Source organism: Eikenella sp. NML120348 (genome assembly GCF_001648435.1).
Taxonomy (GTDB): domain Bacteria; phylum Pseudomonadota; class Gammaproteobacteria; order Burkholderiales; family Neisseriaceae; genus Eikenella; species Eikenella exigua.
The window spans coordinates 106,802-120,371 of sequence record NZ_LXSP01000002.1 but is presented as its reverse complement, the minus strand read 5'-3'; the positions used below and the strand labels follow the sequence as shown (position 1 = coordinate 120,371).

Here is a 13,570-nt window from a genome sequence, read left to right as displayed (position 1 = left end):
GGAGATAACTCATGACACTGTATTACTCACAATCCAACGGCGGTTTTTACGACGACCAAATCCACAGTAGGCTACCTGAAGATGCGGTAGCCATCAGCCCCGAGCAGCACGCTGCCTTGCTGGCCGGGCAATCAAACGGCCAAGTCATCATGCCGGGCAAAGACGGCAAACCCGTGCTGGCCGAGCAGCCGCCCTGCCCATCCAGCACTTGGGACGGCGAGCAGTGGCACATCGACCCAGAGTGTGCCGCCCGGCTTAAGGCCGATCAGCAAGAGGAAGTTTGGGAGCGCATCAAAGCCAAGCGATACGACAACCTGCGGCACGGGGTATTTGTCAAAAGCGTGGGCAAGTGGTTTCAGACGGACGATGCCACCCGCCTGCAATATCTGGCGCTGGCGCTGGAAAGCGTAACGGGCGGCTTTAAAAAACCCATCAACTGGAAAACGATGGATAACAGCTTTTTGATGCTCACCCCAGAGCTGCTGCGCGAAATCATGCAGACCATGCACGATGATGAGGAGGTGGATTTTATCAATGCCGAGAAGCATAAAGCCGCTATGTTAAAGGCCGAAAATCCGCTGGAATACGACTACAGCGACGGCTGGACGGCAAACTTTGATGAGCAACCCGCCACCGAGCTTGAGGAGGCGCAAGCATGAAACCACGATACTACCTAGCCCTCTATAAAGGCCATCGGGATGGCACCGGCTGGCGCGTATGGTGTGCCCGAGCCACCGACTGGCTCACCCGCATTCTCACACGAGGACAATACAGCCACGCCGAGATTGCCTACGGCCCGGCTGAAGGCGGCGAGTACGACTGCATTTCCTCTTCCGTGCGCGATGGTGGCGTGCGCGCCAAAACCATGCCGCTGCCCGCCGATAAGTGGGATCTAATCCCATTGCCCGACAGCATCAATGAGCACGGCCAGCTCGACCGCCTATACCGCAATACCGTCAGCCAACCCTACGACTGGTTCGGTGCCGTCGGTGTGGTATTCAAAACCCGCCAACGCGGCGATAAGTGGTTTTGCTCCGAGTGGTGTGCCGCCGCATTGGGGCTGCCTGACGGCTGGCGTTGGTCGCCAAACGACCTCGCCGCCATTGTGCCCGCTCTAAAAAGGCAGGCATGAAAAACCCCGCCACACGGGCGGGGAGGAAAGAACCAAGACGGCGACACGGCGGGTGCGGGAACACCCGCCGCGACAGCCAAGCAGAACCAGCCTGCATTGACCCAAGGCCGCCACCCTCGAGGGCGCGCGGATTGTATCACGCAATGTAGGAAAAATAATGCAATACCGATGCAAAAGCTGCGGCAAATTACTGGCTGTTGGCAGCGGCACCGTGCAAATCAAGTGCCAACGCTGCAAAACAGTAAACCAATTCAGTTCTTTAACAACCCAGAGCGCCCAGAGTGCCGAAACTGCGAACCCCACGCAGAAAGGCACTTATGTACCGCAAAGCCCCGCTACCGTTCACCGGCCAAAAACGTAACTTTTTAAAGCTGTTTAAACAGGTATTAAATGAGCACATCCCCGGCGATGGGGAGGATTGGACAATCTTAGACGCCTTCGGCGGCTCCGGCCTCTTATCGCATGCCGCCAAACAATGCAAACCGGCCGCCCGCGCTATTTATAACGACTACGACGGCTACAGCGAGCGCCTGCAACACATCCCCGACATCAACCGTTTGCGCCGCCTGCTTGCCGGGCTGCTGGCACCTGTTCCGCGTAGCAAACTGGTGCCGCCAGCAATTAAGGCTGCCATCGTGGCCGCCATCCGCAGCTTCGGCGGCTATATCGACCTTGACTGTCTGGTGTCGTGGCTGTTATTCAGCGGCAACACCGCCGCCGATTTGGACGAGCTATGCCGCAAAACCATGTACAATTGCATCAGCCTCAGCGACTACCCTGAGGCACAAGACTACCTGCAAGGCGTGGAGATAGTCAGCCAATCCTACCGCGAGCTGCTACCGCAGCATATTAGCAACCCGTGCACGTTATTGGTACTCGACCCACCCTACGTATGTACCCAGCAGGGCAACTACCGTAAGGCAGCCTACTTCGGCATGGTCGAGTTCCTGCGCCTGATGGCAATGGTAAGGCCGCCCTTCATACTCTTTTCGAGCACGCGTAGCGAGCTGCCCGCCTATCTCGACCTTGTAGCCGAGCTGCGCCTGCCCGGTTGGGAGCGTTTTGCAGGTAGCCAAACCCTGACAGTAAGCAGCACCATCAACCGCAATTCGAGCTACGATGACCACCTGATTTATAAGTTCTGACGACAAGCGGCATACTACTTATTAAAGGCATAAGACAATCCCCGTTTAACAGACCATTAAACGGGGATAAATTTGTGCAAAAGCTGATACAATTTCCTACGCCGCGGCGGTGCAAAAGCTAATGCCAATTCAGGCAAAAGCTGCCGCCGCCTTACACATGAGCAGGCTTTCTATAGATAAAGTTTTCAGGTAGCCAGCATTGTGCCGCCGTATCTGCTCGCGGTAAACCTTTTTAAGGTTTGGCGTATCCGCTACAATGCACCATTTATCCTCTTTGCGAGCAAGTTCATGCACACTCCGCCCAATCCCAATCCCCTCAACCTCTGCTGGCTCGATATGGAAATGACCGGTCTCAACCCCGAGCACGACCGCATTATCGAAGCCGCCGTGGTGGTTACTGATGCCGATTTAAACATCCTCGCCCAATCCGAATCCTACGCCATCCACCAAAGCGACGAACTGCTCAAAGGCATGGATGCCTGGAACACCAGCACCCACGAGCGCACCGGCCTCACCCAGCGCGTGAAAGATTCCTCGCTATCCGAAGCCGAAGTGGAGCAACGCCTGCTCGATTTCGTGGCGCAATGGATTCCGCCAGGTACCAGCCCCTTGTGCGGCAACACCGTGCACCAAGACCGCCGCTTCATGCAGCGCTACATGCCCAAGCTGGAAGCCTGGTTTCACTACCGCAACCTCGACGTATCCACCCTCAAAGAGCTCGCCCGCCGCTGGCATCCTGCTGCTTACAAAAGCTTCAGCAAAAAAGGCTCGCACCGCGCGCTGGACGACATCTTGGAGAGCATCGAAGAGTTGCGCCACTACCGCCAAACCTTCCTGCGCCTGCCCGAAGCAAACGGAACAAACCAAGAGGTTACCTGGAACGGACGCGGCGAAGCAGCTGCGAAGCCCAACAGCCCGCCCGTTTGGATTCCGTTGAAGCCTGCGCTTTAGCTTCGCAGAAACTCAGCCTTGGCTACGCCAAGACATCGTTTTCAGGTAGCCCCTCCACCCATCCCCATTTAAGAAAACCATGCCCCGCCCACCCCTTCCCACACGCTAAACCCACCATGCTCCCTACCTCCCTTCCCGCCTGGCAAGCCCTGGCCGAACACCGCTGCGCCACCGCGCACCTCCACCTGCGCGAGCGCTTCGCCGCCGAGCCGGACCGTTTCAAGCGCATGCACGCCGAACTCAACGGCCTCCTGCTCGACTACAGCAAAAACCTCATCGGCGAAGACACCCTCGATTTGCTCTGCCGCCTGGCCGACGAATCCGGCGCGGCCGAACTGCGCCGCCAAATGTATGCCGGTGGAAAAATCAATCTGAGCGAACACCGTGCCGTGCTGCACACTGCCCTGAGGCTACCTGAAAACGCCGCGCCCGTGTATGTGGACGACATCAATATCGTGCCGCAGGTACACGCCGAATTAAACCGCGCCCTCGATTTTGCCGAACGCCTGCAAAACGGCACGCACACGGGCTGCACCGGATTGCCCATCCGTGATGTGGTGAACATCGGCATCGGCGGCTCGGATTTGGGCCCGCGCATGGTGGTGCAAGCCCTCGCCCCCTATCGGCAAAACCTGAACGTACACTTCGCCGCCAATCTCGACAGCGCCGATTTAGACGGCATCCTGCGCCGCGTAGAACCCGAAACCACGCTGTTTATCGTGGCCAGCAAATCCTTCCGCACCCCCGAAACCCTGCTCAACGCCCAAGCCGCGCGCCGCTGGTTTCTGCAATCCGGCCGCAGCGAAGCCGACATCGCCCGGCACTTCGCCGCCGTATCGGCCAATGTGGCCGCCGCCGCCGCCGAATTCGGCATCGCCCCGCAAAACGTGTTCGGCATGTTCGGCTGGGTGGGCGGGCGCTATTCCGTGTGGTCGGCCATCGGCCTGCCCGTGATGTGCGCCATTGGCCGCGAACATTTCCGCGAATTCCTGCGCGGCGGGCACGATATGGACGAGCACTTCCTGCACGCCCCGTGGCGGCACAACATCCCAGCCCTGCTCGCCCTCATCGGCATCTGGCAGCAAAACTTCTGCGGCAGCACCAGCCACATCGTCATCCCCTACAGCCACGGCCTGCGCCGCCTGAGTGCCCACCTCCAGCAGCTCGATATGGAAAGCAACGGCAAAAGCCGCAACCGCCACGGCAACCCCGTGGATTTCGCCACCGGCGCCGCCATTTGGGGCGAAGCCGGCGTCAACTGCCAGCACGCCTTCTTCCAGCTCATCCACCAAGGCACGCAGGTGATTCCCGTCGATTTCATCGTCCCCCTCAGCGGCGAAGGGGCAGACGACGGCCGCCACCTCCGGCTCGTGGCCAACGCCTTCGCCCAAGCCGAAGCCCTTATGCGCGGCAAAAGCGAAGCCGAAGCCCGCGCCGAAACGGCCGGCAAAGGGCTGCCTGAAAGCGAACAAGCCGCCCTCGCCCGCCAGCGCAGCTTCCCCGGCAACCGCCCCAGCAACACCATCCTCGTCGAACGCATCACGCCCTACACCCTCGGCCTGATTCTCGCCATGTACGAACACAAAGTCTTCATGCAAGGCGCCGTGTGGGGCATCAACTCCTTCGACCAATGGGGCGTGGAATACGGCAAAGAACTCGTCCAAACCATCCTGCCTGAACTGCAAGGCGCATCCCCCGCCGGGCACGACCCCTCCACCGCCGCCCTGATCCAACGCTACCGGCAGCAGATAGCCAAATAGCCTTCCCTGTCAACCCGCTATAATCCCCATCCCATCTCTTCGGAATCCCATCATGACCACAACTTGGCACAATGGCTGGTGGCAGGGCGCAGTGCATTGCCCTTCACCCAACTTCTCGTCCCGCCCCGCCGGCGAAACCGTTTCTCTGGTGGTGCTGCACAACATCTCCCTGCCGCCCTTCGAATACGGCGGCAGCGCCATCCGCGATTTGTTCACCAACCGCATCAACCCGCAGGCGCACCCCTTCTTCCCGCAGCTGGTGGATTTGCGCGTGTCCAGCCATTTTCTGATTGAACGCAGCGGGCAGGTGGTGCAGTTTGTGTCGGGCAACGACGCGGCACACCACGCCGGCGTGTCGCAATATCGCGGCCGCAGCGGCTGCAACGCTTTTTCGCTCGGCATCGAGCTGGAAGGCTGCGATTTCGAACCTTTCACCGAGGCACAATACCAAGCCCTGATTCCGCTGCTGCACAGCATGGCGGCGCACTACCCCATCGAAGCCGTAACCGGCCACCAACACATTGCCCCCGGCCGCAAAAGCGACCCCGGCCACTTTTTCGACTGGCCTCGACTGGCCGCTGCGGGCGTGGTGCTGGCAAAGGGGGTTATGGATTAACCGTTGCTGCAACAATTTAAGAAAGGCTACCTGAAATTTTCAGGTAGCCTTTGGTTTACCCTTCCCAATCTTCCAAGGCCAGCGGCCCGTTTTCCTTTACTTCCTCCATCACCACATAGCTGCGGCTTTCCACGGCGGAAGGCAGTTGCAGCAGGATTTTGCCGAGCATATCGCGGTAGGCGGACATATTTTGCAGTCGCACTTTAATGAGGTAGTCGTATTCGCCGGACACGAGGTGGCATTCGAGGATTTGCGGGATTTTCAGCACTTCGCGGCGGAATTCTTCAAAAATATCGCCGGATTTGGAATGCAGTTTGATTTCCACAAATACCAGCAAGCCGTAGCCCAAGCGGGCGGGGTTGAGGCGGGCGTGGTAGCCGCTGATGTAGCCGTCGCGCTCCAAGCGGCGCACGCGTTCGGTTACGGGGGTGGCAGATAGGCCGACGCGTTCGGCCAGCTCGGTCATGCTCAGGCGGGCATTTTCCTGCAAGAGCTTGAGGATGTGGTGGTCGATGCTGTCGGCTTCTTTGAAGGTGGGGCGGTTGGGCATGGGCTTCTCCTATCATTATCGTGATTGAAATAAGAATGCTGCTGCGTTGCCTGGCCGTACGTGGGAGCCGTCTGCGACCAGTCGCCTCGTCCCATTCTTATTTTAATCCGCTATGAAAGCACTTCTCTGTAGTTTCAAATAAAGGCTACCTGAAAAGGTTTCAGGTAGCCTTTGCTTTATCTAATCATCCTGCGCTTATTGTTCGCGGGTTTGATCCAGCAGGGCTTTCATGGAAAGGCGAACGCGGCCGCGGTCGTCCACTTCCAGCGCTTTCACGCGCACGTTTTGGCCGACTCTGAGGTAGTCGTTCACGTCTTTCACGCGCTCGTGGGCGATTTGGCTGATGTGCACCAGGCCGTCTTTTCCGGGCATCACGGATACGATGGCGCCAACGTTGTTGTCCAAAATCTTAATCACCACGCCGTTGTACACCTGGCCCACTTCCACTTCGGCCGTGATTTCTTCGATGCGTTTGCGGGCGGCTTCCACGGCTTCCACATTTACGGCGGCGATGGTGATGGTGCCGTCGTCTTCAATGTTGATTTCGGTGCCGGTTTCGGCGGTGAGGGCGCGGATGGTTTCGCCGCCCTTGCCGATAACGTCGCGGATTTTGTCTTGGTTAATCTTCATGGTGAAGAGGCGCGGGGCGTGCTGCGAGAGCTCCTGCGGGCCGGCCACGGCGGCTTTCATCTGCTCAAGGATGTGCAGGCGGGCTTCTTTGGCCTGTGCCAGGGCAATTTGCATGATTTCTTTGGTGATGCCTTGGATTTTGATGTCCATCTGCAGGGCGGTAACGCCTTCGGTGGTACCAGCTACTTTGAAGTCCATGTCGCCGAGGTGGTCTTCGTCGCCCAAGATGTCGGTGAGCACGGCGAATTTGTTGCCTTCCAGAATCAAGCCCATGGCAATACCGGCCACGTGGGCTTTGAGCGGCACGCCGGCGGAGAGCAGACTCAAGCAGCCGCCGCACACGGAGGCCATGGAAGAGGAACCGTTGGATTCGGTGATTTCAGACACCACGCGCATGGTGTAGCTGAATTCTTCGGGCGAGGGCAGCACGCCGAGCAGGGCGCGTTTGGCCAGGCGGCCGTGGCCGATTTCGCGGCGTTTGGGCGCGCCCATGCGGCCGCATTCGCCGGTGGAATAGGGCGGGAAGTTGTAGTGCAACATGAAGCGGTCGGTGTATTCGCCGCTCAAGGCATCAATGATTTGCTCGTCGCGCTGGGTGCCGAGGGTGGCCACGGCCAGGGCTTGGGTTTCGCCGCGTGTGAAGAGGGCGGAACCGTGGGTGCGCGGCAGCACGCCGGTTTGGATGTTGATGGGGCGCACGGTGCGGGTGTCGCGGCCGTCGATACGCGGCTGGCCGGCCAGAATCTGGCTGCGCACCACATTGGCTTCCAATTGTTTGAAAATGCCTTTGATTTGATTGGCGGCCAGGGTGTCGGTGTCTTCCGTAATCAGCGCGGCTTCCACGGCGGCCCAGGCTTCGTCCAGCTTGGCGGTACGTGCCTGTTTTTGGCGGATTTTGAAGGCTTCGGACACGGTTTGTCCGGCAATTTCCTGCACTTTGGCTACCAGGGCGGCATCGGTTTCGGGCGCTTTCCAGTCCCACACTTCGGGGTTGACCGCGTCGGCCAGCTCGTTGATGGCGCGGATAACGGCCTGCATTTCATTGTGGCCGTATACCACGGCGCCGAGCATCACGTCTTCGGGCAGGATTTGGGCTTCGGATTCCACCATCAGCACGGCTTGCGCGGTGCCGGCCACTACCAAATCCAGCTGCGATTTGGCCAGCTGGGTTTTGGTCGGGTTCAGCACGTATTCGCCGTTCAGGTAGCCCACGCGGGCGGCGCCGATGGGGCCGGCGAAAGGCACGCCGCTCAACACCAGCGCAGCGGAAGCGCCGATCATGGCGGGGATGTCGGAATCGATTTCCGGATCAACCGATACCACCGTGGCCACGATTTGGATGTCGTGGAAGAAGCCTTCGGGGAACAGCGGGCGGATGGGGCGGTCGATCAGGCGGCTGGTGAGGATTTCTTTTTCGCTCTGTTTGCCTTCGCGCTTGAAGAAGCCGCCGGGGATTTTGCCTGCGGCATAGGTGCGCTCCAGATAATCCACGGTGAGCGGGAAGAAATCCTGCCCGGCTTTCACTTCTTTATTGGCAGTAACGGCTACCAGCACCACGGTTTCGCCCATGGATACTTTTACCGCACCCGCAGCCTGACGGGCGATTTCGCCGGTTTCGATGGTTACGGTGTGCTGGCCGTATTGGAAGGATTTGACGTGTTTGTTAAACATTAAGATTCCTTTAGAAGAAGGCCGCTGCCGCTAAAACACTAAACATAAGCCCGCACAGACGCAGGCGCATGGTTAGGGTTTCAGACAGGCAGGGCAGGTTGGAAATAAAACAAAGGCTTGAGGCTACCTGAAAGTGCAGCCCGAAACCGGCGCGCATTCTAACACGCTGCCGGGCAGATTGCACTGTATCAACAAGATAATCTTTCGTTTTTCAGGTATCCCCTTCGTGCATACCCAAGGCTACCTGAAACTGCCTGCACGGTTGGAGCTTTATTGAAACTTTGCTTTCAGGTAGCCTGCCGTTCGCCTTCTCTGCCACAAAAGAAAGCGGGCATACTTGCTGCGGCACGAACAAAATACAATAGGGGTGCTCGTGTTCCATATTTCAAGGCTACCTGAAAACCCTGCCCCGCTGCCGAAGGTGCAGCCCGTATCATGCCGCGCCCGCCTGCGCTAAAATAGCACCCTTTCCCACTCATCCTTGATTTATTCCATCATGCCCCTTATCCCATCCCGGCTCAAATGGCTTTCCGCGCGCGTGCTGGCCGCGCTGCCGATGCTGGTTAGCGTATGCATGGCCGTGCTGGCCGTGTGGTATTGGCAGAAGCCGCTGATGTGTATGCCGTTGGTGCTCGGTGTGATTGCCGGTGGCCTGGTGGATTTAGACAACCGCCTCACCGGCCGCATCCAAAACCTGCTCTCCACCATTGCCGCCTTCAGCGTTTCCTCGCTCACCGTGCAATTTACGTTCGGCCAGCCGCTGCTGTTTCTGCCCGCGATGACGCTGCTCACCTTCGTGTTTACCCTGTCCGGCGCCATCAGCCTGCGCTACCGCACCGTCTCCTTCGGCACGCTGGTGGTGGCGCTCTACACCATCCTCACCATCAACCACAGCATGGTTTGGTATGCCAACACCCTGCTTATTTTGTGCGGCACGCTGCTCTACAGCGGCAACACCCTGCTGCTGCATCTTATTTTGCCGCACCGCCCCGTGCAAGACAGCATGGCCGCCGCCTATACTGAGCTGGCGGGCTATCTCGACATCAAAGCCCAATTTTTCGACCCCGACGACACCGACCAGCTCGAACAGCGGCAAATCGCGCTGGCCATGCAAAACGGCAAAGTAATCGCCGCCTTCAACCAAGTGCGCAGCGCCTTGTTTTACCGCATGCGCGGCCAGCACCGCCACCCGCGCACCGCCCGCATGCTGCACTACTACTTTGCCGCGCAAGACATCCACGAGCGCGCCAGCTCCAGCTACATCGGCGAATACCGCCGTTTTGTGGCCGAGCTCAGCCACAGCGACCTCATCTTCCGCATCCAGCGGCTGATCGAATGGCAGGCGCAGGCCTGCCGCGATGTGGCGCACAGCCTGCAACGCGGCAGCACGGTGCCGGACAATGCCAAGCTGGACAAACTGGCCGCAGGCATCCGCCGCTCGCTCCAGCACCACCAAGCTGCCCAAGCCGACAAAAGCCCGCGCAGCCTGCGCCGCCTTATCGACAACCTCTACGGCATCAACTACCAACTCACCCACCTGGCCGGCGAGCAAGCGGGCTATACCGAAGCCAGCGAGCAAACCCGCATCGTGCGCGAAGATGCCGGCAGCTGGCGCAGCCATCTCAAGATCCTGCGCCATCATCTCAGCTTTGAATCCGGCGTATTCCGTCACTCCGTGCGGCTCTCCATTGTGGTGTTTCTCTGCATCGCCCTGGTGGAAAGCCTCAAGCTACCCATGGGCTATTGGGTATTGCTTACCGCCGTATTCGTGTGCCAGCCCAACTATTCCGCCACCAAAAGCCGCCTTATCCAGCGCGTGGTCGGCACGATGGCCGGCGTGGCAGTCGGCTCGCTGCTGCCCTATTTCACCCCCTCGCTCGCCACCCAATTGGCCGTGGTGGCCGCTTCCAGCACCCTGTTTTTTTTCTTCCGCACCAACAAATACAGCTACTCCACCTTCTTTATTACCATCCAAGCCATCACCAACCTCTACATCGCCGGCCTGCACGGCATCGACGCTCTGCCTTGGCGGCTGCTCGATACCATTGTCGGCTGCGCGCTGGCCTGGTGGGCCGTATCCATGCTCTGGCCGGATTGGCGTTACCTTTCCCTCGCCCGCACCGCCCAACGCGCCTTGGCCGGCAACGCAGGCTACCTGAAAAGCATCACCGACCAGCTCCAACACGGCGGCCATTGCGACGATGCCGCCTACCGCATCGAACGCCGCCGCGCCCACGAACGCGCCGCCCAGCTGAGCAGCACCCTGTCCGACATGTCCGGCGAGCCAAAAAAATACGCCGCGCACCTGCCCGGCGGCTTCACCCTGCTCAAAACCGTTTACGCCATCAACGGCTATATCTCCGCCCTCGGTGCCTACCGCAGCCGCCTCAGCTCCGGCCAAATCGAGCCCGATTTCAACGCCGCTTTTGCCCGGGCTGCTAACGAAACCGCCCGCCTGCTCGAACAGCTGCCCGGCCTGACCGAAGCCGAATTTCAGGTAGCCTACAGCGCCCTACGCCAACAACTCACCGCCCTGCGTCCCGATAGCAGCGCCAGCCTCCACGCCCACACCCTCTGGCAGCAGCTCTCCCTGATCGCTAAACTCCTGCTCCCCGCCTACCAAGCCTTGCAAGACGCGGATGACACCCAAACCGAAACGCAGCAGGCAGCCGCAGCGGGCACCAGCGGTTAGGCAATGCTTCGCGCCGCAAAAGGCTACCTGAAAGCGTAAGCTTCAACGGAGTTTCTGCGAAGCCAGAACACAGCAGATTTTTGTGCAATGAAGTGCCACTGCAACGCAGTTAAAACGCGGCTTCCATCGGAAGCCGCGTTGCTATATAGGGTTTTCAGGTAGCCTTTTATGCAGTTAAACCCCGGCGGAAACTTTCTCCCACGCTTCCAAAATCAATTCGGGGCGGTTGCTTTGCAGCAGGCTGGCATCGGAGAGCATCTGCCGCCACACCCGGGCATGGTTGCGGCCGTGCAGCAGGCCGAGGTAGTGGCGCAGCATGTGGCGGATGGTGAGGCCCGGGTCGGCAGCGCGCGAGCGCTGCATATAGAGGTAGAGTGCGTGAATCAGGGTGTCGAAATCGGCTTCAGGTAGCCCTTCGCCGTAAAACAGCCTGTCCCACGATTGCATCAACATGGGGTTGTGGTAGGCCTCGCGACCAATCATCACACCATCGACGTGTTGCAGGTGTTCGGCGATTTCGTCATTGGTTTTGATGCCGCCGTTGATGATGATTTCCAACTGGGGAAAATCCTGCTTGAGGCGGTAAACATAGTCGTATTTCAAGGGCGGCACGTCGCGGTTTTCTTTGGGCGAAAGGCCTTCCAACCAGGCATTGCGGGCGTGGACGATATAGGTGCGGCAGGCGGTTTTGTCGGCGAGCGTGCCCACGAAGTCGCATACGGTTTGGTATTCGGTTTGGCGGTCGATGCCGATACGGTGTTTCACGGTTACGGCGCAATCGGGCGTAGCTTCCTGCATGGCGTTGAGGCAATCGGCCACCAAATCCACCTCGTTCATCAAGCAGGCGCCGAACGCGCCTTTTTGTACGCGCGGGCTGGGGCAGCCGCAGTTGAGGTTGATTTCGTCATAGCCCCAGCCTGCTGCGATGGCGGCGGCCTTGGCCAAATCGGCCGGGTTGCTGCCGCCCAGCTGCAGGGCAACCGGGTTTTCGCTTTCGTCTTTGCCTAAAAAGCGCTCGGCCTGGCCATGGATGATGGCGCCGGCATGAATCATTTCGGTGTAGAGCCAGGCATGGCGGCTGATTTGGCGTGCCATGTAGCGATAATGCCGGTCTGTCCAGTCCAGCATCGGAGCAACAGATAAACGGCGGGCGGGGAGGGTTTGGCGAACGGGCATGATGGGCAGAGGATAAAGAAAAAGCCTAAACGGGATGTTTAGGCTTTTTAAAATTTGGTGGGTCGTGAGCGATTCGAACGCTCGACCAACGGATTAAAAGTCCGCTGCTCTACCGACTGAGCTAACGACCCTTTGGCTCCCCGAGCTGGGCTCGAACCAGCGACCTGCGGATTAACAGTCCGTCGCTCTACCGACTGAGCTATCGGGGAAAGGAAGCGCGCATTGTAGAGATGAAGCGGGAAATTGTCAATAAAAATTTTGCAGTAGGCGGTAAAAAAGCAAGGAAAATCTAATTGATTGAAATCAAAGAGGGATTCTTGGAGGAAAGTGGTTGACTTTAGGCTTATAATTTATTCTGCAACAATTTTAGACTGTTTCATCCGGATGGTCGGCAGATGATGCCGACTGCACGCTAACTTTATAATTTGGAGAAAAAAGAGATGCTTACCGAACCCCACTATGCCAAGGCCGAAACCATTGAAGAATTGGCCGCCAATTTTGCCGAGATTGAAAACAGAATCCGTGCCGCCTGCTGCCGTGCGGGCAGACCGGAGGAATCGGTGCGGCTGTTGCCGGTAACCAAAACGGTGGACGAGCGGCGGCTGCGCATGGCCTACGGGCTGGGCTATCGCCATTTCGGCGAAAACAAGGTGCAGGAGGCGTGGGGCAAGGCTGAGATGATGGCAGATTTGCCGATAGAATGGTCGGTTATCGGCCATTTACAGACCAACAAAATCAAATATGTTGCCCGCTTTGCCACTGAGTTTCAGGCTTTGGACAGCCTGCGGGTGGCCGAACAGCTCAACAACCGCCTGATGCAGGAGGGGCGGGAGCTGGATGTGCTGGTACAGGTGAATACGTCAGGCGAGGAAAGCAAATATGGTTTGGCACCGCAGGAAGTGGTGCCGTTTGTGCGGCAGCTAGTGCCGTTCAATCAACTGAAAATCAAGGGGTTGATGACTTTGGCGCTGCTTTCCAGCGAACGCAGCAAAGTACGCGACTGTTTCGTGTTGCTGCGCACACTGCGTGACAAATTGCGCCGCAACCTGCCGGCAGGAATGAGCATGGACGAATTGTCGATGGGCATGTCGGGCGATTTTGAAATTGCGATTGAGGAGGGGGCAACTATTGTGCGGGTGGGGCAGGCGATTTTCGGCGCACGGGCTTTGCCGGACAGCCATTATTGGCCGGAAGGGGAAAGGCCGGACTAACCCCGGGGGACTTGGTATCGAGGGTGGATTTATCTG

General features: G+C 58.7%; 13 protein-coding genes and 2 tRNA genes. 9 read left to right on the top strand and 6 right to left on the bottom strand.

The genetic code is table 11. The annotated features are described in order from the left end of the window. The first annotated feature begins 11 nt into the window (after positions 1-11). The 7 genes from A7P99_RS03810 to ampD all read left to right on the top strand — a co-directional run bounded on the left by A7P99_RS03810 (position 12) and on the right by ampD (position 5,604). Positions 12-659, top strand: coding sequence for a DUF4376 domain-containing protein (locus A7P99_RS03810; protein ID WP_067686524.1), 648 nt, complete (start codon positions 12-14; stop codon positions 657-659). Next, positions 656-1,132, top strand: coding sequence for a cytoplasmic protein (locus A7P99_RS03805; RefSeq protein WP_067686520.1), 477 nt, complete (start codon positions 656-658; stop codon positions 1,130-1,132). The genes A7P99_RS03810 and A7P99_RS03805 overlap by 4 nt, the downstream gene beginning before the upstream one ends. A gap of 157 nt (positions 1,133-1,289) precedes the next feature. Further along, entirely contained in the window at positions 1,290-1,493 is a 204-nt protein-coding gene (locus A7P99_RS09605; protein WP_082881522.1) for a Com family DNA-binding transcriptional regulator, read from the top strand. Next, complete coding sequence (locus A7P99_RS03800) at positions 1,450-2,277, top strand: hypothetical protein (RefSeq protein WP_067686517.1); 828 nt, start codon at positions 1,450-1,452, stop codon at positions 2,275-2,277. Before A7P99_RS09605 ends, A7P99_RS03800 begins: the two co-directional genes overlap by 44 nt. Positions 2,278-2,565: 288 nt before the next feature. Next, on the top strand, positions 2,566-3,228 hold the full coding sequence (orn, locus tag A7P99_RS03795; RefSeq protein WP_345840825.1) for an oligoribonuclease: 663 nt from the start codon (positions 2,566-2,568) through the stop codon (positions 3,226-3,228). Positions 3,229-3,344: 116 nt separating this feature from the next. Continuing rightward, a complete protein-coding gene (pgi, locus tag A7P99_RS03790; RefSeq protein WP_067528022.1) occupies positions 3,345-4,988 on the top strand; it encodes a glucose-6-phosphate isomerase in 1,644 nt (547 codons plus the stop codon). A 52-nt stretch (positions 4,989-5,040) separates the two neighbouring features. Further along, positions 5,041-5,604, top strand: coding sequence for a 1,6-anhydro-N-acetylmuramyl-L-alanine amidase AmpD (gene ampD, locus A7P99_RS03785; RefSeq protein WP_067448927.1), 564 nt, complete (start codon positions 5,041-5,043; stop codon positions 5,602-5,604). Between the two features lie 55 nt (positions 5,605-5,659). Here the strand turns inward: ampD and A7P99_RS03780 are convergent, their stop codons facing one another. The 3 genes from A7P99_RS03780 to A7P99_RS09965 form a co-directional block, all read right to left on the bottom strand. Continuing rightward, positions 5,660-6,154 (bottom strand): winged helix-turn-helix transcriptional regulator, encoded by a 495-nt coding sequence (locus tag A7P99_RS03780; protein WP_067448929.1) that lies wholly within the window; start codon positions 6,152-6,154, stop codon positions 5,660-5,662. Positions 6,155-6,349: 195 nt separating this feature from the next. Further along, positions 6,350-8,455, bottom strand: a complete 2,106-nt coding sequence (gene pnp / locus A7P99_RS03775) for a polyribonucleotide nucleotidyltransferase (protein ID WP_067448931.1) — start codon at positions 8,453-8,455, stop codon at positions 6,350-6,352. Positions 8,456-8,666: 211 nt separating this feature from the next. Then, the gene (locus A7P99_RS09965) at positions 8,667-8,837 is read right to left on the bottom strand and encodes a hypothetical protein (RefSeq protein WP_153705681.1); all 171 of its coding nucleotides are present in this window, start codon (positions 8,835-8,837) and stop codon (positions 8,667-8,669) included. Positions 8,838-8,951: 114 nt separating this feature from the next. Here A7P99_RS09965 and yccS point away from each other — a divergent pair, with 114 nt between their 5' ends. Beyond that, positions 8,952-11,147 (top strand): YccS family putative transporter, encoded by a 2,196-nt coding sequence (gene yccS / locus A7P99_RS03770; protein ID WP_067686699.1) that lies wholly within the window; start codon positions 8,952-8,954, stop codon positions 11,145-11,147. A 174-nt stretch (positions 11,148-11,321) separates the two neighbouring features. Here yccS and dusA read toward each other — a convergent pair whose 3' ends face one another. The 3 genes from dusA to A7P99_RS03755 all read right to left on the bottom strand — a co-directional run bounded on the left by dusA (position 11,322) and on the right by A7P99_RS03755 (position 12,532). Next, a complete protein-coding gene (gene dusA, locus A7P99_RS03765; RefSeq protein WP_067686514.1) occupies positions 11,322-12,323 on the bottom strand; it encodes a tRNA dihydrouridine(20/20a) synthase DusA in 1,002 nt (333 codons plus the stop codon). A gap of 55 nt (positions 12,324-12,378) precedes the next feature. Next, a tRNA-Lys gene (locus A7P99_RS03760) sits at positions 12,379-12,454 on the bottom strand. Positions 12,455-12,456: 2 nt separating this feature from the next. Then, a tRNA-Asn gene (locus A7P99_RS03755) sits at positions 12,457-12,532 on the bottom strand. 231 nt (positions 12,533-12,763) lie between these two features. Between A7P99_RS03755 and A7P99_RS03750 the strand changes: the two genes are divergently transcribed. Then, positions 12,764-13,534, top strand: coding sequence for a YggS family pyridoxal phosphate-dependent enzyme (locus A7P99_RS03750; protein ID WP_067448285.1), 771 nt, complete (start codon positions 12,764-12,766; stop codon positions 13,532-13,534). Positions 13,535-13,570 lie beyond the last annotated feature (36 nt).